A 17,064-nucleotide genomic window follows, 5' to 3' on the forward strand; every position below is an offset into this window, starting at 1 on the left:
ACAAATGTTTTACTCCCCTCCCCCAACGAAGGGTTCCGCACAGCGCGCGCAAGCCGATTCGTCCGCTCCCGGGCGCACGCCCAAAGCGTACAGATGTTTCACGTGAAACATTCGCACGCCTCGATGCCCCTGCGGCGCAAAGCGGCGAAACGACGGTGCCCGACGCGTAGGAAGCGTCCGCCGCTGCACGAAAATCACCGCCGTGAAGCGATTTCGGGACCTCCGACCGGTTTCAGGCCCCATACGCGTACGACCGGCACGCCTTTCACGAGCGTTTTACCAGCTCGCAATCGACGACGGCGCGGAACATCGGCTCGACGAGCTTCACAGCGGTGATTTTCGTGCAAGACGGCGACCCCCCCCCCCCCCCCGCGATGGGTCGCCGCACGTACAGATGTTTCACGTGAAACATTCGCACGCTTTCTGCGGGGCCCCGCGCGATCGGGGGAGGGCCCTACTTCTTGCCCTTCAGCGCGGAGGCGATGTCGCCGGTGAAGCCCTGGGCGTAGGGGCTCGGCACCACCACCATGTTGCCGCCCTCCTTCACGCTCTCGTTCACGAGGCTCATCATGCGCAGCTGGAGGGCCAGGTCGTCCTCGCGATAGGCGTGCGCGGCCTCGATGAACATGTCGGAGATGTCCTTCTCCACCTCGGCCAGCACCACGCGGGCGTTGCGCTCCTGCTGCGCCTGGGCCTCGGCGCTCATGGCGTTCTGCAGCTCCTGGGGCATGCGGATGTCGCGGATCTCCACGTCGATGATCGTGACGCCCCACTGCTCGGTCTTCTCCTCGATGTTCTTCTTCAGCTGGTGGTCGATGTGCGCGCGCTGCATGGACAGCTCGGCGATCTCCACCTGGCCGATGGCGTCGCGCAGCGCGGTCTGCGCCACGAGCGACGCGGAGTGCTCGTAGTCCTCCACGGCCAAGCACGCCTTCTTCGGGTCCCACACCATCCAGAACACGACGGCGTCGAGGTCCACCGGCACGAGGTCGGCCGTCAGCACCTGCTCGGCCGAGCACGAGATGGACGAGATGCGCTGGTCGATGACGATGGTCACCGAGTCCACCACGGGGATGGTGACGTACAGACCCGGCCCGGCGAGGCGATGGAACCGCCCGAAGCGCAGCACCACGGCGCGCTCCCACTCGTAGGCGATGTGCACGCTGCCGGCCAGCCCCAGGCCCACGAGCACGCCCGCACCTACGGTGAACGCCGAGCGGAAGGGGTACGTCGCGCCCACCACCACGGCGAACGCCACGAGGAACAGCGCCACGGCCAGCACGACCGCGCCGCGACGCGACGCCTTCCGCCTGCCGGAGGCGGGCTCTTCCCCGCCCGACAGCACGTCGTTCGATCGCTCGTTGCCGCGTTTGACGAACTTGATCATAGCTCGCTCCTATCCCAACCGGGAGATCTTGTCCTGAAGGCGTACCACGATCTCGCCGCGCGTCATGCCCAGCTCCTCGCACTGGCGGATGAAATCGCCCATCATGGCGTCGATCGTCGACTCGACGGAATCCTCGTCGGCGGAGGCGGGGTTCTCGGCGACGAAGGTGCCGCGGCCCCGCTTCGACATGATGAGGCCCGAGGTCTCCATGCTGCGGTACACCTTGTTCACGGTGTTGTAGTTGATGTTGAGGTTGACGGCCATCTCGTGCACGGTGGGCAGCTGGTCGCCCGGCTGGTACTGCCCCGTCTGGATGAGGTAGACGAGCCTGTTGCGCAGCTGCACCCAGATGGGCACGCCGCTGCGTTCGTCTATGCTGAAATTCTCCATGAGCCGAGCTTCCTCGCGCCGCCGGAGGCGAGCGCTGCTTTTCCTACATCCCTAGCCAAATACAACCGTATATATTCTAACGCGCTTCGTCCGCGTTGCCGACGAGAATCGCAGATTGAACGGGAACGAGAGGGAACCCCATTTCCGCCCCCGTCTCACAGATAGGAGGCGATGCCCACGAACGGCGCCATGCAGAGGCAGTACCGCAGGAAGAAGCCGCCTGCGAGCAGCAGAACGCCGATGCAAGCGCAGACACGCGCATCGGGCGCGCGCAGCGCCGCCTCGAGCGCGAACGGCGCCGCGATGCCCGCCAGCGCGAGCCCGCCCCAGAACGCGGGCGCCAAGTCGCCGGCCAGCAGCCGCGCGGCGGCCGCGCTCGACAGCGGGTCGTTCGCCGCAAGCGCCACGAGGGCCGCCAGCGCGAGGGCCTCGAGCGACAGCAGCACCGCATCGACGCGGGCGATCTCCGCGAACAGCGGCCGGGGGTCGGCGTCGCACAGCACCGGCAGCGCGAGCAGCGCCCCTCCCCCGCACGACAGCGACGAGCACACGAACAGCGCGGGGACGAGCGGCGACGCCAAGAACGGCAGCGTCCAGATGGTGGACAGGAACAGCCCCGAGTACACCATCACCACGACGGCGGCCGCGCACCCGAACGCCTTCACGGCGGTCGCGGCGCCCCGGCCGAGCCTGAGCGCGCCCAGGTTGCACGCGACGAGCGCCGCAGCGGCGGCCACGAACGCCACGAGCGCCCACGCGCCCGCCGACAGCACGCTGCCCAGCGGGTTCGCCAGCACGTCGAGGGCCAGCTCGGGCCGCCCCAGGTCGAGCATGAGGCACGCCGCGCCCACCGCCACCATGCCGCACGAGGCCACGAGCGCCGGCAGCGCGACGCGCCCGAGCGAGCGCTTCAGCGCCGCGGACGAGCGCGCCCGCCACGATAGGAACACGGCCGCGACGAACGTGCCGCAGCCCGCGCCCGCCAAGAACAGGTAGATGACGATGAGCGGGCTGAACATCGCGCGGCCGCTACAGCTTCACGTACCAGAGGTTTTTGAGGTCGCCCAGCCCGGCGCGCAGCGAGGCCAGCACGGCGTCGTCGACGTCGCCCTCCACGTTCATGTACACGAGCGCGCACTGCTCGGCCGGCTTGGTGCCGATCTGCATCGTGGTGATGTTAATGCCCGCCTCGCCCAGGATGGTGCCGATGGTGCCCACGCGGCCCGGCGCGTCCACGTACTCGAACACGAGCGACTGGCCCGCCGGCGCGATGTCCAGCTTGTAGCCCAGCAGCGACACGAGGCGCGCGGCCTGGGCCTCGCCGGCCAGCGTGCAGGCCACCTCGGTGCCGTCAGCCACCACCGACACGGTGGAGGCGTAGCCGTCGGCGTCGGCCACCGAGAGCGTCTCCACCTTGATGCCGTGGCGCTTCGCGATGGAGTCGGCGTTCACCGGCGTCACCGTGGTGGAGCTCTTGTAGGACAGGATGCCCTTGAGCGTGCCAGCCACGAGGATGGACACGTCGGCGTTCGCCAGCGTCCCGGCGGTCGTCAGCTTGAGGAACTGCGGGATCTCGCCGTCGATCTGCGCGAGCATGCTGCCCATCATCTGGCACGCGGGCACGTACGGGCCCACCGCGTCCATCACCTCGGGCGGCACGGGCGCCATGTTGAGCGCCGTCGGCACGATGGACCCCTCGAGGCCCGCGGCCACGTACTCGGCCGTCTGCACGCCGGCGCGCAGCTGCGCCTCGCGCGTGCTCGCCGCGATGTGCGGCGTGAGCACGGCGTTGTCGAACTCGTGCAGCGGGCTCGTCAGGCAGGGCTCGCTCTCGTACACGTCGATGCCGACGGCGCCGATCTTGCCCGCGGCCAGGAAGTCGGCGAGCGAGTCCACGTTGTAGATGCCGCCGCGTGCCGCGTTCACGAGCACCACGCCGTCCTTCATGCGCGCGTACTGGTCGGGGCCGAACATGCCGATGGTTTCCTTCGTCTTGGGAAGGTGCACGGTGATGAAGTCGGCCAGCGGCACGAGCGCGTCCACGTCGTCGTACAGGGTGACGCCCAGCTGCTCGGCGCGCTCGGGGCTGCAGTAGGGATCGTAGCCGACGAGCTTCATGCCGAAGGAGCGGGCGCGCTCGGCCACGAGGCCGCCGATGCGGCCGAGGCCGAAGATGGCGAGCGTCTTCTCGTACAGCTCCACGCCGGTGAAGCGGCTGCGCTCCCATTTCCCCGCGTGCATGGACGCGTTCGCCTGCGGCACCTTGCGCGCGCAGGCCAGCATGAGGCCCAGCGTGTGCTCGGCGGCCGAGACGATGTTCGACGTGGGGGCGTTGCACACGATGATCCCGCGCTCGGTGGCGGCCTCCACGTCCACGTTGTCCACGCCCACGCCAGCGCGGCCGATGATGCGCAGGTTCTCCGCGGCCTCGATGACCGCGCGGTCGACCTTCGTCGCCGAGCGCACGATGAGCGCGTCGTAGGCGGGGATGGCCGCGACCAGCTCCTCGGGCCCCAGCTCCAGCCGCACGTCCACCTCGTAGCCCTTGTCGCGAAGCACCGCGAGGCCGGCGTCGGCCAGCTTCTCGGTAACCAGCACCTTCTTCGTCATAATGGTAACCACCTTGCGTCTTGCGTCCTATGCGTTTCATTGATCCGAATCGTTGCCGCGTCCCGAACGGGGCGGCGCGCCGCGCTTGACGAGCGCGACGAGTCCATGATAGTGCGAAACGCCGCGAACCGAAGGCTCAGCCGGCGAAATTCCCAGAAACCCACCTTTGAGGCGGCCGCGGCGCCCGGGAGCCCGCGGCATCGCGCGCGCCGGGACGAAAAAAGGGACCCCCGGCGCGTGGCGAGGGGTCCCCGAGGCTCTGGCGCCGAGGCGCGGCCTACCTCCGCACGAAGCTGAACATCGAGCGGATGTTGGCGCCCACTTCCTCGATCTGGGCGTTGCCGTGCTCCATGCGCTGCTCCTTCAGCCACGCCTGGCCGTTCTTGGAGTCCTCCATGAACTCGTGGGCGAAGCTGCCGTCCTGGATGCGCTCGAGGATGGTCTTCATCGCGGCCTTCGCGTCGTCGGTGATCACCTGGGGGCCGGCGTAGTAGTCGCCGTACTCGGCCGTGTTCGAGATGGAGTAGCGCATGTTCGACATGCCGCCCTCGTACATGAGGTCCACGATGAGCTTCATCTCGTGGAAGCACTCGAAGTAGGCCATCTCGGGCGGGTAGCCCGCCTCGACGAGCGTCTCGAACCCGGCGTTGATGAGGGCCGTCACGCCGCCGCACAGCACGGCCTGCTCGCCGAACAGGTCGGTTTCCGTCTCGTTCTTGAACGTGGTCTCGATGACGCCGGCGCGCGCGCCGCCGATGCCCCACGCGTAGGACAGCGCCACGTCCTTGGCCTGGCCCGACGCGTCCTGCTGCACGCAGATGAGGCACGGCACGCCCGCGCCCTCGGTGAACACGCGGCGCACCATGTGGCCCGGGCCCTTCGGCGCGATCATGACGACGTCCACGTCCTCGGGCGGCGTGATGTAGCCGAAGTGGATGTTGAAGCCGTGCGCGAACGCGAGGGTGTCGCCGGGCTTGAGATGCGGGGCGATCTCGGCCTCGTAGGTTGCGGCCTGCGTCTCGTCGGGCGTGAGGATCATGATGAGGTCGGCTTCCTCGGCGGCGTCGGCGACGCTCATCACCTTGAGGCCCGCCTCCTCGGCCTTGACCCGCGACTTCGAGTCCTCGCGCAGGCCCACGCGCACGTCGACCCCCGAGTCTTTCAGGTTGAGCGCATGGGCGTGGCCCTGGCTGCCGTACCCGATGATGGCCACTTTCTTGTCCTGGATGAGCTGGGGGTTCGCGTCGTTCTCATGATAGATCGTAACAGCCATGGTTGGTTTCCTTTCTTGAGGCTGGTTGTACCTGATGCGGCGTGCGTCCGCGCGCCTTACACGTCCTTGCTGTTGCGGGACATGGCGATCTTGCCGGTGCGGGTGATCTCCTTGATGCCGTAGGCGCGGAAGAGGTCCTCCATGCCCTTGAGCTTGCTCTCGTCGCCCGTGGCCTCGATGGTCAGCGAGCTTCTGCCCACGTCCACGATCTTCGCGCGGAACACGTTGGCGATCTCGATGATCTCGTTGCGGCGGTCGGGCTGGGCGTTCACCTTGAACAGCACGAGCTCGCGCTCGATGGCGGCGTCGTTGGTGAGGTCGGTGATCTTGTGCACGCTGATCAGCTTGTGCAGCTGCTTCGTGATCTGCTCGTAGGCCACGTCGTCGGCCTTCACGATGGCCGTGACGCGCGACATGGTGGGGTCTTCGGTGGGGCCCACCGACAGCGACTCGATGTTGAAGCCGCGCCGCGAGATGAGGCCGGTCACGCGCGACAGCACGCCGGGCTTGTTCTCCACCAGGACGGACAGGATGTGCTTCATCGCGCGCCCCCCTTCTCGTCGTTCTCGTCGACCTCGTCGGCCGCATCGACCTCGTCGCCTTCGGGCACGTCGGTGCGCACGGCGCCCACGGCCACGTCGATGGCGCCGATCACCTCGTCGAGCGCGCGGCCCGGCGCCACCATGGGATACACGTTCTGATCGCGCGAGATGGCCACGTCCAGCAGGTACGGCCCGTCGCTGGCCAGCATGCGCTCGAGCGCCGCCTCCACGTCGGCGGGCTTCTCCACGCGCTCGGCCTGCCAGCCGTACGCGTCGGCCAGCTTCACGAAGTCGGGGTTCGCGTCGAGCAGCGTCGAGGAGTAGCGCTCGTCGTAGAACAGCTTCTGCCACTGATGCACCATGCCGAGGCAGCGGTTGTCCAGGATGAGCACCTTCACCGGCACGCGGTGGATGCCCGCCGTGGCCATCTCCTGGCTGTTCATCTGGAACGACCCGTCGCCCGCCACGCACACCACCTGCTTGTCGGGGCACCCGATGGCGGCGCCGATGGCGGCCGGGAAGCCGAAGCCCATCGTGCCGAGTCCGCCCGAGGAGATGAAGCTGCGCGGCGCCTCGCGGTCCACGCTCTGGGCGGCCCACATCTGGTGCTGCCCCACCTCGGTCACGACGACGCTCTTCTGCGGGTCGAGCAGCTCGGAGAGCTTCTTCAGCACCACTTCGGGCACGATCTCGTCCGGATCGTCGCCCACGCCGGGATGGTAGAACGGGTAGCGCGTGCGCCATGCGGATATCTGCGCCACCCAGTCGCCCGTGTTCGGACGGGCGCCCTCCTTCCGGAGGCTCGCCACGATGCCGCCGAGCACGCCCTTGAGGTCGCCGACGATGGGCACCTGCACCTCGCGCACCTTGCCGATCTCGGCCGGGTCGATGTCGATGTGGATGACGTCGGCGTGCGGCGCGAACTCGTCGAGCTTGCCCGTCACGCGGTCGGAGAAGCGCGCGCCCGCCGCGATGAGGAGGTCGCTCTCGGTCATGGCGAGGTTCGCGTACTTCGAGCCGTGCATGCCCACGGGCCCCAGGTTCAGCTGGTGCGACGCGGGGAACGCGCCCTTGCCCATGAGCGTGGTGACCACGGGGATCTGCATGAGCTCGGCGAGCTCCCTCAGCTCCTCGGACGCACCCGACGACACGGTGCCGCCGCCCACGTACAGCACGGGGCGCTCGGCCCGGGCGATGCGCGCGACGGCCTGCTTGATCTGCTTGGCGTTGCCGCGGTAGGTGGGCTTGTACGACGGCAGGTTCACGTCGTCGGGGTAGTCGAACACCATGCGTTCGCTGGCCAGGTCGGACGGGATGTCGATGAGCACGGGGCCGGGGCGCCCGGTCTTGGCGATGTGGAACGCCTCGCGGAACGTCCGCGTGAGCTCGTCGGTCGATTGCAGCAGGTAGCTGTGCTTGACCACCGGCATGGTGATGCCCACGATGTCGGACTCCTGGAACGAGTCGGTGCCGATGACGCCGCGCGGCACCTGGCCCGTGATCACCACGAGCGGCACGCTGTCCATGTAGGCCGTCGCGATGCCCGTCACCGTGTTCGTGGCACCCGGGCCGCTCGTGACGATGGCCACGCCCACGTTGCCCGTGGCGCGCGCATAGCCGTCGGCCTCGTGCACGGCGCCCTGCTCGTGGCGCGCCAGCACGTGCTTGATCTGGGCGGAGTCGTACAGCGCGTCGTATATCTTGATGGCTTGGCCGCCCGGGTAGCCGAACACGAGGTCGACGCCCTCGGCCTCGAGCGAGGCCACGACGGCCTCGGCGCCGATCATGGCAGTGCCTTGCTTGGGCGTCCTGCTGCCCAGGCCGCGCGACGCGCCGGCGGCCGTGGCGTTGGCCTGCGTCGGACGCGGCGCGGCGTCGTCGGTTGAGGTGCTGCGTGCGTTGGTCATGACACATACGCCCCCTTGTCTGCGGATGAAACGAGCTTCGCGTACTTCGCGAGCACGCCGTGGTCGTGCTTCGGCGCCGGCGGCGTCCATGCCGCGCGACGGCGTTCGAGCTCGGCGTCGTCCACGCCCAGCGTGAGCGCGCCGCCCTCGATGTCCACCGTCACCGTGTCGCCTTCCTCGATGAGCGCGATGGGGCCGCCTGCGGCCGCCTCGGGGCTCACGTGTCCCACGGCCGGGCCCTTCGTGGCGCCCGAGAAGCGTCCGTCGGTGATGAGCGCGACGCTCGTGGACAGGCCCATCCCCACGATGGACGACGTGGGCGTGAGCATCTCGCGCATGCCCGGGCCGCCCTTGGGGCCCTCGTAGCGGATGACCACCACGTCGCCCGCCTCGACCCGCCCGCCGTTGATGGCGGCGCAGGCCTCCTCCTCGCTGTCGAAGCAGCGCGCAGGGCCCGTGTGGGTGAGCATCGAGGGGTCGACGGCCGACTTCTTCACGATGGCGCCGTCGGGCGCGATGTTGCCGTGCAGCACCTTGAGCGCGCCCACCGGGGAGAACGGGTTGTCGTGCGTGCGGCACACCTCGCCGTCGGCCGGCTTCGTGCACGTCCGCAGGTACTCGTCGAGCGGGCCCATGCAGGTGATCGCGCGCCGGTCGAGCAGGTCGAGCTCGGCCAGCTCGTGCATGACCACGGGCACGCCGCCCACCTCGTACAGGTCGGACAGCGGGCGCGGGCCCGAGGGCTGCAGCTTCACGAGGTGCGGCGTGCGCGCGCTCGCGGCGTCCCAGTCGTCCATCGTGATGGGATGGCCCGCCTCGCGGGCGACGGCCGTGAGGTGCAGCACCGTGTTCGTGGAGCCGCCGAAGGCCATGTCGCATTCCATGGCGTTGTGGATGGCGGCCTCGCTCACGATGTCGCGCGCGCAGATCCCCTGCTCCAGCAGCTCCATCACCTTCATGCCCGCGTGCTTCGCCAGGCGGATGCGCTCGGAGTACACCGCGGGGACGGTGCCGTTGCCGGGAAGCGCGATGCCGAGGGCCTCGCACAGGCAGTTCATCGAGTTCGCCGTGAACATGCCCGAGCAGCTGCCGCAGGTGGGGCACGCCGTGTCCTCGTAGAACTTGAGTTCGTCGGCGGTCATCGTGCCGTTGTGCACGCGCGCCGCGCCGTCGAACAGCGTGTTGAGGTCGGTGGTGGGGCCGCAGCCGCCCGGCTGCTTGCCGGCCAGCATCGGGCCGCCCGACACGAACACCGTGGGGATGTTCACGCGCAGCGCGCCCAGCAGCATGCCCGGCACGATCTTGTCGCAGTTCGGGATGCACACGAGCGCGTCGAAGGCGTGGCCCTGCACCGCGCACTCCAGCGAGTCGGCGATGGCCTCGCGCGACACGAGCGAGTAGTGCATGCCGTCGTGGTTCATGGCGATGCCGTCGCACACGCCGATGGTGGAGATCTCGAACGGCACGCCGCCGGCCATGTAGATGCCGGCCTTCACGGCCTCGGCGATCTTGTCGAGGTTGTTGTGCCCCGGGATGATGTCGTTGCGGGAGTTGAAAACGGCGACGAGCGGCCGTTCCATCTCCTCGTCGGTGATGCCGTCAGCCTTGAGCAGGCTGCGGTGAGGGGCGCGCGCTGTGCCGCATCGTACGGCGTCGCTGCGTAGCTGCATGTCCGATCCCTTCTCTCTGGGTTCCGCCCGTAAAAAAATCCTGCTGCAAGCAACCTGCACCAGGACCTCAGAGAGAAGTGAGCTGCCGCGTCGCGCCGCCGGTGCACGGCGGTCGAGCGGGGCTCGTTTCGGACTGATAACGGAGTCGCCGGTTCAGGTTACTTGCCTCGGCTGCACCCGGAGATCGTCCGTCGCGGGCCAAGACGTTCAGCTGAACTGCTCGGAGGGGGCATTCGGACCGTCCACCGCCGGCTCGCAGCATCCGCCGGCTCTCTTGAGATGGATTCGTCCCTACTGTCCTCGTCATCGCATTTCATCTATGAACTTGTTGGAGGAAAGTATACCCCCGCGCTCCGCGGATGCAAGAAAAACTTTGACGGTCGAAGCGTTTGCGCGGGAAATTCACATGGAACGGCTGGGGGTTCCGCCGCAGGACGCCCGGCGGGCTTCGGGCCGCATGGGCATTCGCTGACGTTTGGGGATCGAACGGCGATCCGCCGTGCCCGCTGACGGTTCGAATGATAGATTGGGGGCCGTGGGGATTCTCGACGGTAAGGCAGGAACGGGCATGGACGAAGCAACGACAGGCGGCAGGACGGCGGCACGGGCGGCTCAGAGCCGCCGCTCCCCCGTTCGCACGGCGCTCTCGGTCGTTCTGTGGGCCGTCACCGCATGCGTGGTCGTGATCATGGCCGCGCGCTTCGCGCCCTCCGCCCTGAGCAACGGCCGGCTCGTCCCCGAGGCCGCTGCGTTCGTGCCCTGGCTGGCGGCACCGAGCGCCATCATGCTCGTCATCGCAGCGCTGACCAGGAGAAAGGCGCTCGTTGCAGTCACGGTGCTGTGCCTTGCCTGCCAAGTCGTCTGGCATGCGGGCTTCTTCGTGCCCGCGCCCCGCATCGCCGAGGAGGCGACGCAGCCCGCGCCCGCCCGAACCGCGGACGACGCCGTCATGCGCGTCATGACCCTCAACACGAAGAACGGCAACGCCGACGCCGAGCAGATCGTCTCGATCGTCCGCGACCAGCGCGTCGAGGTGCTCGCCCTCCAGGAGGTCAGCGACTCGCTCGTCGAGCGGCTGTCGGCGGCCGGCCTCGACGAGCTGCTGCCCTCGCGCGTCCTCGGCGCGGCGGGGGCCGGCGACAACGGCGGCATCAACGCCATCTACGCGCTCGCGCCCGTCAGCGACGCGTCCGACAGCATCCTGCCCGTCACCGGGTCCGCCGTGCCCGCCTGCACGATCGTCGCCGGCGGACGCCCGGTGCGCCTCGTCAGCGCGCATCCCGCCTCGCCCAAGACGGGTGCGCGCGGTTTCTGGAACGAGAGCCTCGCCAACCTGGGCACGCTGCGCCGCTACGACGACGAGTACCTCATCATGGGCGACTTCAACTCGACGTGGGACCACTCGCGCTACCGCAAGATGCTCGGCGACACCCTCGTGGACGCGTCGCAGCAGGCGGGCGAGGGCTTCCACATGACCTACCCCTCCGAGCCGCACTACGCCATGGTGCCGGTGCCGCCCATGATCGAGATCGACCACATCGTGTACTCCAAGAACAGCGGCATGTCCGTGGGCGACCTCCAGACGGTCGACGTGCAGGGCACGGACCACTTCGCGCTGCTGGGCACCTGGGTGATCGAGTAGCCGGGACGGGCGCTTCGCCGGCGCGCGGCCTTCCAGCCTCGCACCTCCCCCTCGCTTCGAATACGCCGTCAACGCGCCGAAAACATGTCGGATTGCTGACCGATCGCTCATACCGGGGAAACGGTTGTCCCAGCTCGCATGCGCACGATCACGCGGGCGGTACACTCACCTACCACGAAAGCCCCGCGAGCGCCCCGTGCGACGAGGGGCTTGGTCTATCTCCGCACACCACCATGAAAGGAGGCGTTCATGCCGTATCGAGGCTTACTCTACTTCGTTTCCCAAAGCGCCGGCTCCGATTACCGCACCGACCCGTACGCGACGGAACGCCGCTGCCTCCCCAACCGCACGCACGGCATCCGCTACGCATCCGCGCCGAAACGCTCCACCTGCATCAGAACCTACGCGCCCTCCGAGGCGGTGCGCCCCGTATGCGCCCGCAGCTCGACCGCCTCGCGCCAGGCGCGCCAAAGCTTCGAGCCGCAACGCGTGCTCAAGGCGGTGTTCGCCATGGTGCTCGTCGCCATCCTGTCGGCGTTCCTCGGCATCTTCGCCGCGCGCGCCTTGACCGGCGCCATCGACGAAGGGGCCTTCCCCCTCATCGGATCGGCGAGCGCCGCCGCCTCCACGGGCACCGCGAGCCTCAGCGCGCCGCAGTCGTCGTGGGAGCAGGGCACGGTGCCCGCGCTGTACCAGGACGACCCGCAATGGGCCGACCGCCCCTACGGCGCCAGCACGGTCGGGGACGCGGGCGCGGCGCCCCTGTGCCTGGCCATGGTGCATATCGAGGCCACCGGCGACACGGGCACCGGGCCCGTCGAGGTCGCCTCGTTCTCGCAGAGCAGCGGCTACGCGAACTCCGTCGACGCCACCGAGCTCCTCACCGAGGGCGCGGCCCAGCTGGGGCTGGCCTCGCGCGAGATCGAGGCGAACGAGCTGGCCATGCGCCGCGAGCTCGTGGGCGACCGACCCATCATCGCCGCCATGAAGGCCGGCTCGTTCGGCTCGTCGGCCACCTACATCGTGATCACCGGCATCGACGAGCACGGCGCGCTCGCCGTGGTGGACCCGCTCAGCCGCGACCACACGAGCCGCCACTGGACCTTCGACGAGATCACGTCGCAGGCGACCGGCCTCTGGTCCTACACGCCGGCCGCGTAAGCCGCGCCGTTTTAATCGACCAAATCGACCAAGGCGTAGTCGTCCATGTCCTGCGTGGAATGGACGACGCGCCATAGGGTGAGCGTATCCGCGGAATACGAGTAGAACAACCGGTACGAGCCCACCCGATAACTGCGGCGATCCTTGAATACCAGACGGTCGTCATCGAACGGCCTTCCAAGATCGGGCATGTCGCACAGCAGCGATACCGTCTCTTTCAGGCTTTCGTACCAAGTTCGCGCCGCTTTAGGCGAATCGAGCACCTGCCCGATATAGACGACGATCGACTCGATGTCGTAGCTGGCGCGGGGCCGATACGCTGGCACCAAGCGCGCCATCAGCGATCCCACATCGCGAACACCTTGTCCAAACGCTCGTCAAGCTGGGCTTGGGAAACGGTTTCCGGACGATAGCGAGCCTCTATCTCGGCCTCGCGCAGTTTCATGACGTAGCGGTCACGCTGTCGCTGCTGCTCGTACGCCTCACAATCCATCACCACGAGGCTCGCCTTTCCATTCTTCGTCATGAAGATAGGCTGCCTCGTATCGCGAGCCTCGTCGCAAATACCGTTCAAATCGGTACGAAGATCGCTAATGGGCCTGATCGCAGGGAGCGGCATCACCATGAGAACCTCCTTTGTTCATATCTTATGCAAAGATTGTATCACGTTTTGCATGAATTTTGCTCTTTCAAAATGCAAGCGACATGCATGCCTATACGACGCATCGCATCCAATGACATCGAATGGAAAGCATGCTTTACATTTTTGCGTTCGCCTCGTATACTGTATGGAAAGCTAGCTTTACATAGTCGTATCGGGAGAAAGGGGCGCGCATGGAGAACCGCTTGGAGGAGATCCGCAAAGCGCGCGGCATCAAGCAGGAGGACCTCGCGCTCGAGCTGGGCGTGTCGCGCCAGACCATCAGCTCGCTCGAGAAGGGGCGCTACAACCCCTCCATCCTGCTCGCGTTCAAAATCGCCCGCCGCTTCGACCTGCGGATCGAAGACGTGTTCATCTACCAGGAGGAAGACCATGAATAAGAAGCCCGCTGTCCTCACGCTGTCCCTCGGCATCGCCTGCGCGCTCGCCGCCGTCGTGTTCGCCCTCGACCTCGGCGGCGCGTCCGCCCTCCTGCCCCTCGCGGGCAAGGCCGTGTGGGGCTTCGGCGGGTGCGCGGCGGCGCTCATCGTGTGCGGCGCGTTCGCGCTGGCCCACAAGCCCACGCGCGTCGAGCTCATCGAGCAGGGAGACGAGCGCAACGCCGCCATCAACGGCAAGGCCGCCCTGCTCGCGTTCGAGACGTTCAGCGTGCTCGTGCCCATCGCGGGGCTCGTGCTGTACGTCGTCGGGGAGGTGAGCGTCGCCGGGCTGCTCGCGCTCATCGGCGTGGAGATCGTCGCCACGGTCGTCTACTTCGCGCAGATCGCGCGCATGCAGAAGACCATGTAGGAGACGTGCGGGGCTAGCGGACGCTCACGAGCATGGCCTGGTACGCCACCTGCACGACGGCGGGGTGCCCGGCCTGCTCGACCACCGCGCGCAGCGCCTCGTCCGGCAGCCGGTACGTGTTGTTGTTCTGCGAGATGTGCATGGCCACCACCTGCTCGAGCGCGTCGCTCAGCAGCCTCTCCAGCTCGTCGGCGGCCTGCGCGTTCGACAGGTGGCCGAAGTCGGATCCCACGCGCCGCTTCACCGGGTAGGGATACGGCCCGTCCTTGAGCATCTGCACGTCGTGGTTGCTCTCCAGCGCGAGGATGCGCACGCCGCGCAGCGCCTCGTCGGCCTCGCCGGTGACGATGCCCGTGTCGGTCATGAAGCCCACCGCGTCGCCGCCGCCCTCGAGCCGGAACCCGCACGACGCCGCCGCGTCGTGCGACGTGCGGAACGCGTGCACCTGCATGCCCGCCAGCGACAGCGCGTCGCCCGCGGAGAACGCGCGCAGGTCGCACGCGCCCTCGAGCGCGCCGATCTCCTTGCTGGCCGCGCGCACGGCGTCGTCTGCGAACACCGGGGGCTCGATGCCCAGCTTCGCCAGCCCCCGCAGCACCACGCCGAGCCCCTTCGTGTGATCGGTGTGGTCGTGCGTGACGAGGACGGCCTCGAGGTTCGCCGGGTCGAACCCGGCCTCGTCGCAGCGCGCGAAGAAGTCGCGCTTGCAGATACCGCAGTCCACGAGCACGCCCTTGCCCGTGACGGCGTCCTCGATGACGGCCGCGTTGCCGCGGCTGCCGCTTGCCAGCACGTGCAGTGCAAGTCGATGGTTCATGTGGTTCGCTTCCCGTATCTCTTCTCGGTCTCTCGGTCAACCTCCGATTGTACCCGAACGCGCCCCGAACGCGCCTCGCGTCCGCAAATGTCCCGAACCGACGCCCCCGAGAAACGGTCCCCCGCGGGGACGCGCTGCCGCGCACGGGCGGAATTGCCGCCGATCGGGAATCGGCGGCTCGCCGCGCCGCACGGTTCGCCTACTATGGTTCCCCACACGAACAGGCAGGTCGAACCAAGGGGACGGGGTACCATGGCATCATCGGTTGCAGCATTCTTCGAACGCAAGGACATCGAGATCACCTTCCAGCGCTACGCCATCGACGCGCTGTCGGCGATGGCGCAGGGGCTGTTCGCGTCGCTTCTGATCGGCACCATCCTGAGCACCGTCGGCGACCTGTCGGGATGGGGGTTCTTCAACCAGGTGGGCACGTTCGCCAAGAGCGTGGCGGGGCCGGCCATGGCCATCGCCATCGGATACGCGCTGCGCACCCCTCCCCTCGTGCTGTTCTCGCTGGCCGCCGTGGGCTACGCCGCCAACGACGTGGGCGGCGCCGGCGGGCCCTTGGCCGTGCTCATCATCGCCGTGGTGGCGGCCGAGGCGGGCAAGGCCGTGTCCAAGGAGACGAAGGTGGACATCATCGTCACGCCCGCGGTCACCATCCTCGTCGGATGCGGGCTCGCGCTGGCCGCGGCGCCGTGGATCGGCGCGCTGGCCTCGTCGGTGGGCGGGTTCATCATGTGGGCCACCGAGCTGCAGCCGTTCTTCATGGGCGTCATCGTGTCGGTGGTCATCGGCATCGCGCTCACGCTGCCCATCTCGTCGGCGGCCATCTGCGCGGCGCTCGGGCTGACGGGGCTCGCAGGCGGCGCGGCGCTGGCCGGCTGCTGCGCACAGATGGTCGGCTTCGCCGTGCTGAGCTTCCGCGAGAACCGCTGGGGCGGCCTGCTGTCCCAGGGGCTGGGAACCTCCATGCTGCAGATGGGCAACATCGTGAAGAAGCCGCTCGTCTGGGTGCCGACCATCGTAGCCTCGGCCATCACCGGCCCGCTTGCCACCTGCGTGTTCCAGATCAGCCAGAACGGCCCCGCCGTGGCCTCGGGCATGGGCACGTGCGGGCTCGTGGGCCCCATCGGCGTGTACACCGGCTGGATCGCGGGCATGGAGGCCGGAGCGGCCGCCCCGGGCGTCTTCGACTGGGTCGGCCTCGTGCTGGTCTGCTTCGTGCTGCCCGCGCTCATCGCCGGGGCCGTGGGCGCGCTCATGCGCAAGGCCGGCCTCATCGTCGAAGGCGACCTGAAGCTGGAGGCGTAGGCCGCGCGGGCGCCGCAGCCCCCGACGCCGTTACAGCTGCTCGACGATGCCGGTGACGAGGCGGGCGAAGTCCGTCTCGCGCGTCTTCGCCACGTCGAGCACCTCGAGGCCGGTGGGGCTCGCGCCCTCGATGCCGCAGCCCATGTTCGACACGAGCGAGATGCCCAGCACGCGCATGCCGACGTGCCGCGCGGCGATGACCTCCTCGCACACGCTCATGGCCACCGTGTCGGCGCCCCATGAGCGGAACATGCGGATCTCGGCCGGCGTCTCGAAGCTGGGTCCGAGCGCCCCGAGATACACGCCCTCCCGCACGCGCACGCCGCGCTCGGCGGCCACGTCGTGCGCGATGGCGCGCAGCTCGGGGTCGAACGCGTTGAGCATGGAGAAGAAGCGGTCGGACAGGTTCGCCGGGTCGGGCGCCGCGATGGGGTTGCGCCCCGTGAAGTTGATCTGGTCGGCCATGATGCAGAAGTCGCCCACCTCGTAGTTCGGGTTGAGCGCGCCCGCCGCGTTCGTGGTGATGAGCGTGCGCACGCCGAGACGTTCCATGAGCCACACGGGGTACGCCACCTCCTGCGCGCTGTTGCCCTCGTAGGCGTGCAGGCGGCCCTGCATGGCCAGCACGCACTTCCCGCCCAGCGTGCCGCAGACGAAGCGGCCCACGTGGCCTTCGGCCGTGCTCGTCTTCATGCGCGGCACCTCCACGTAGGGGATGCTCGCCGCGTCGGCGATCTCGTTCGCCAGGGGGTTGAGGCCCGATCCCAGCACGAGGCCGATCTTCGGCTCGCGGCCTTCCAGCCGCTGCCGCAGCACGTAGGCCGACAGGGTCAGGTTATCGTCAAGAACGTTCCGCTCCAGCATGGCGCCTCCTCGTTCGCGTTTTCGCCCCATTATAGCC

General features: G+C 68.3%; 17 protein-coding genes. 5 read left to right on the plus strand and 12 right to left on the minus strand.

Going from position 1 to position 17,064, the window contains the following annotated elements:
* Positions 1 to 454 precede the first annotated feature (454 nt).
* The 8 genes from H8S61_RS03755 to ilvD all read right to left on the minus strand — a co-directional run bounded on the left by H8S61_RS03755 (position 455) and on the right by ilvD (position 9,779).
* Entirely contained in the window at positions 455 to 1,387 is a 933-nt protein-coding gene (locus H8S61_RS03755; protein ID WP_154332235.1) for a slipin family protein, read from the minus strand.
* Positions 1,388 to 1,396: 9 nt separating this feature from the next.
* Positions 1,397 to 1,777: a GntR family transcriptional regulator gene (locus H8S61_RS03760; RefSeq protein WP_154332236.1), complete on the minus strand. Its 381-nt coding sequence runs from the start codon at positions 1,775 to 1,777 to the stop codon at positions 1,397 to 1,399.
* Between the two features lie 155 nt (positions 1,778 to 1,932).
* On the minus strand, positions 1,933 to 2,796 hold the full coding sequence (nrfD, locus tag H8S61_RS03765; protein ID WP_186937986.1) for an NrfD/PsrC family molybdoenzyme membrane anchor subunit: 864 nt from the start codon (positions 2,794 to 2,796) through the stop codon (positions 1,933 to 1,935).
* Between the two features lie 10 nt (positions 2,797 to 2,806).
* Positions 2,807 to 4,387 carry a phosphoglycerate dehydrogenase gene (gene serA / locus H8S61_RS03770; protein ID WP_186937987.1) on the minus strand — a complete coding sequence of 527 codons (1,581 nt, stop codon included), beginning with the start codon at positions 4,385 to 4,387 and terminating at the stop codon, positions 2,807 to 2,809.
* Between the two features lie 277 nt (positions 4,388 to 4,664).
* Positions 4,665 to 5,660 carry a ketol-acid reductoisomerase gene (gene ilvC / locus H8S61_RS03775; RefSeq protein ID WP_186937988.1) on the minus strand — a complete coding sequence of 332 codons (996 nt, stop codon included), beginning with the start codon at positions 5,658 to 5,660 and terminating at the stop codon, positions 4,665 to 4,667.
* Positions 5,661 to 5,716: 56 nt separating this feature from the next.
* Positions 5,717 to 6,202 (minus strand): acetolactate synthase small subunit, encoded by a 486-nt coding sequence (gene ilvN / locus H8S61_RS03780; RefSeq protein ID WP_009304310.1) that lies wholly within the window; start codon positions 6,200 to 6,202, stop codon positions 5,717 to 5,719.
* The gene (ilvB, locus tag H8S61_RS03785) at positions 6,199 to 8,109 is read right to left on the minus strand and encodes a biosynthetic-type acetolactate synthase large subunit (protein WP_186937989.1); all 1,911 of its coding nucleotides are present in this window, start codon (positions 8,107 to 8,109) and stop codon (positions 6,199 to 6,201) included. The genes ilvN and ilvB overlap by 4 nt, the downstream gene beginning before the upstream one ends.
* The gene (gene ilvD, locus H8S61_RS03790) at positions 8,106 to 9,779 is read right to left on the minus strand and encodes a dihydroxy-acid dehydratase (protein ID WP_186937990.1); all 1,674 of its coding nucleotides are present in this window, start codon (positions 9,777 to 9,779) and stop codon (positions 8,106 to 8,108) included. The genes ilvB and ilvD overlap by 4 nt, the downstream gene beginning before the upstream one ends.
* A gap of 568 nt (positions 9,780 to 10,347) precedes the next feature.
* Here ilvD and H8S61_RS03795 point away from each other — a divergent pair.
* On the plus strand, positions 10,348 to 11,421 hold the full coding sequence (locus H8S61_RS03795) for an endonuclease/exonuclease/phosphatase family protein (RefSeq protein WP_255466411.1): 1,074 nt from the start codon (positions 10,348 to 10,350) through the stop codon (positions 11,419 to 11,421).
* Between the two features lie 249 nt (positions 11,422 to 11,670).
* Entirely contained in the window at positions 11,671 to 12,582 is a 912-nt protein-coding gene (locus H8S61_RS03800; protein ID WP_186937991.1) for a cysteine peptidase family C39 domain-containing protein, read from the plus strand.
* An 11-nt stretch (positions 12,583 to 12,593) separates the two neighbouring features.
* On the opposite strand, the gene H8S61_RS03805 is transcribed toward H8S61_RS03800, so the two are convergent.
* Both H8S61_RS03805 and H8S61_RS03810 read right to left on the minus strand, forming a co-directional pair.
* The gene (locus tag H8S61_RS03805) at positions 12,594 to 12,932 is read right to left on the minus strand and encodes a type II toxin-antitoxin system RelE/ParE family toxin (protein ID WP_186937992.1); all 339 of its coding nucleotides are present in this window, start codon (positions 12,930 to 12,932) and stop codon (positions 12,594 to 12,596) included.
* The gene (locus H8S61_RS03810) at positions 12,920 to 13,207 is read right to left on the minus strand and encodes a type II toxin-antitoxin system Phd/YefM family antitoxin (protein ID WP_186937993.1); all 288 of its coding nucleotides are present in this window, start codon (positions 13,205 to 13,207) and stop codon (positions 12,920 to 12,922) included. The genes H8S61_RS03805 and H8S61_RS03810 overlap by 13 nt, the downstream gene beginning before the upstream one ends.
* Positions 13,208 to 13,416: 209 nt before the next feature.
* Here H8S61_RS03810 and H8S61_RS03815 point away from each other — a divergent pair, with 209 nt between their 5' ends.
* Together H8S61_RS03815 and H8S61_RS03820 are read left to right on the plus strand one after the other, a co-directional pair.
* Entirely contained in the window at positions 13,417 to 13,623 is a 207-nt protein-coding gene (locus H8S61_RS03815) for a helix-turn-helix transcriptional regulator (RefSeq protein ID WP_154332243.1), read from the plus strand.
* Positions 13,616 to 14,032 (plus strand): hypothetical protein, encoded by a 417-nt coding sequence (locus H8S61_RS03820; RefSeq protein ID WP_160942231.1) that lies wholly within the window; start codon positions 13,616 to 13,618, stop codon positions 14,030 to 14,032. The genes H8S61_RS03815 and H8S61_RS03820 overlap by 8 nt, the downstream gene beginning before the upstream one ends.
* Positions 14,033 to 14,045: 13 nt before the next feature.
* Here the strand turns inward: H8S61_RS03820 and H8S61_RS03825 are convergent, their stop codons facing one another.
* The gene (locus H8S61_RS03825) at positions 14,046 to 14,849 is read right to left on the minus strand and encodes an MBL fold metallo-hydrolase (RefSeq protein ID WP_186937994.1); all 804 of its coding nucleotides are present in this window, start codon (positions 14,847 to 14,849) and stop codon (positions 14,046 to 14,048) included.
* 252 nt (positions 14,850 to 15,101) lie between these two features.
* Here H8S61_RS03825 and H8S61_RS03830 point away from each other — a divergent pair, with 252 nt between their 5' ends.
* Positions 15,102 to 16,163: a PTS sugar transporter subunit IIC gene (locus tag H8S61_RS03830; protein WP_186937995.1), complete on the plus strand. Its 1,062-nt coding sequence runs from the start codon at positions 15,102 to 15,104 to the stop codon at positions 16,161 to 16,163.
* Between the two features lie 30 nt (positions 16,164 to 16,193).
* Here H8S61_RS03830 and H8S61_RS03835 read toward each other — a convergent pair whose 3' ends face one another.
* Entirely contained in the window at positions 16,194 to 17,027 is an 834-nt protein-coding gene (locus H8S61_RS03835; protein WP_186937996.1) for a purine-nucleoside phosphorylase, read from the minus strand.
* Positions 17,028 to 17,064 lie beyond the last annotated feature (37 nt).

Origin of the sequence: Eggerthella hominis, assembly GCF_014287365.1 — a bacterium.
Classification (GTDB): domain Bacteria; phylum Actinomycetota; class Coriobacteriia; order Coriobacteriales; family Eggerthellaceae; genus Eggerthella; species Eggerthella guodeyinii.

What these genes read in the sequence shown, in the direction of transcription:
- ilvN (WP_009304310.1), bottom strand. Translation starts at nt 6,202, where the DNA reads ATGAAGCACATCCTGTCCGTCCTGGTGGAGAACAAGCCCGGCGTGCTG.
- H8S61_RS03835 (WP_186937996.1), bottom strand. Translation starts at nt 17,027, where the DNA reads ATGCTGGAGCGGAACGTTCTTGACGATAACCTGACCCTGTCGGCCTAC.
- H8S61_RS03760 (WP_154332236.1), bottom strand. Translation starts at nt 1,777, where the DNA reads ATGGAGAATTTCAGCATAGACGAACGCAGCGGCGTGCCCATCTGGGTG.
- H8S61_RS03820 (WP_160942231.1), top strand. Translation starts at nt 13,616, where the DNA reads ATGAATAAGAAGCCCGCTGTCCTCACGCTGTCCCTCGGCATCGCCTGC.
- H8S61_RS03800 (WP_186937991.1), top strand. Translation starts at nt 11,671, where the DNA reads ATGCCGTATCGAGGCTTACTCTACTTCGTTTCCCAAAGCGCCGGCTCC.
- ilvB (WP_186937989.1), bottom strand. Translation starts at nt 8,109, where the DNA reads ATGACCAACGCACGCAGCACCTCAACCGACGACGCCGCGCCGCGTCCG.
- H8S61_RS03825 (WP_186937994.1), bottom strand. Translation starts at nt 14,849, where the DNA reads ATGAACCATCGACTTGCACTGCACGTGCTGGCAAGCGGCAGCCGCGGC.
- serA (WP_186937987.1), bottom strand. Translation starts at nt 4,387, where the DNA reads ATGACGAAGAAGGTGCTGGTTACCGAGAAGCTGGCCGACGCCGGCCTC.
- ilvD (WP_186937990.1), bottom strand. Translation starts at nt 9,779, where the DNA reads ATGCAGCTACGCAGCGACGCCGTACGATGCGGCACAGCGCGCGCCCCT.
- H8S61_RS03810 (WP_186937993.1), bottom strand. Translation starts at nt 13,207, where the DNA reads ATGGTGATGCCGCTCCCTGCGATCAGGCCCATTAGCGATCTTCGTACC.
- ilvC (WP_186937988.1), bottom strand. Translation starts at nt 5,660, where the DNA reads ATGGCTGTTACGATCTATCATGAGAACGACGCGAACCCCCAGCTCATC.
- H8S61_RS03795 (WP_255466411.1), top strand. Translation starts at nt 10,348, where the DNA reads ATGGACGAAGCAACGACAGGCGGCAGGACGGCGGCACGGGCGGCTCAG.
- H8S61_RS03815 (WP_154332243.1), top strand. Translation starts at nt 13,417, where the DNA reads ATGGAGAACCGCTTGGAGGAGATCCGCAAAGCGCGCGGCATCAAGCAG.
- nrfD (WP_186937986.1), bottom strand. Translation starts at nt 2,796, where the DNA reads ATGTTCAGCCCGCTCATCGTCATCTACCTGTTCTTGGCGGGCGCGGGC.
- H8S61_RS03755 (WP_154332235.1), bottom strand. Translation starts at nt 1,387, where the DNA reads ATGATCAAGTTCGTCAAACGCGGCAACGAGCGATCGAACGACGTGCTG.
- H8S61_RS03830 (WP_186937995.1), top strand. Translation starts at nt 15,102, where the DNA reads ATGGCATCATCGGTTGCAGCATTCTTCGAACGCAAGGACATCGAGATC.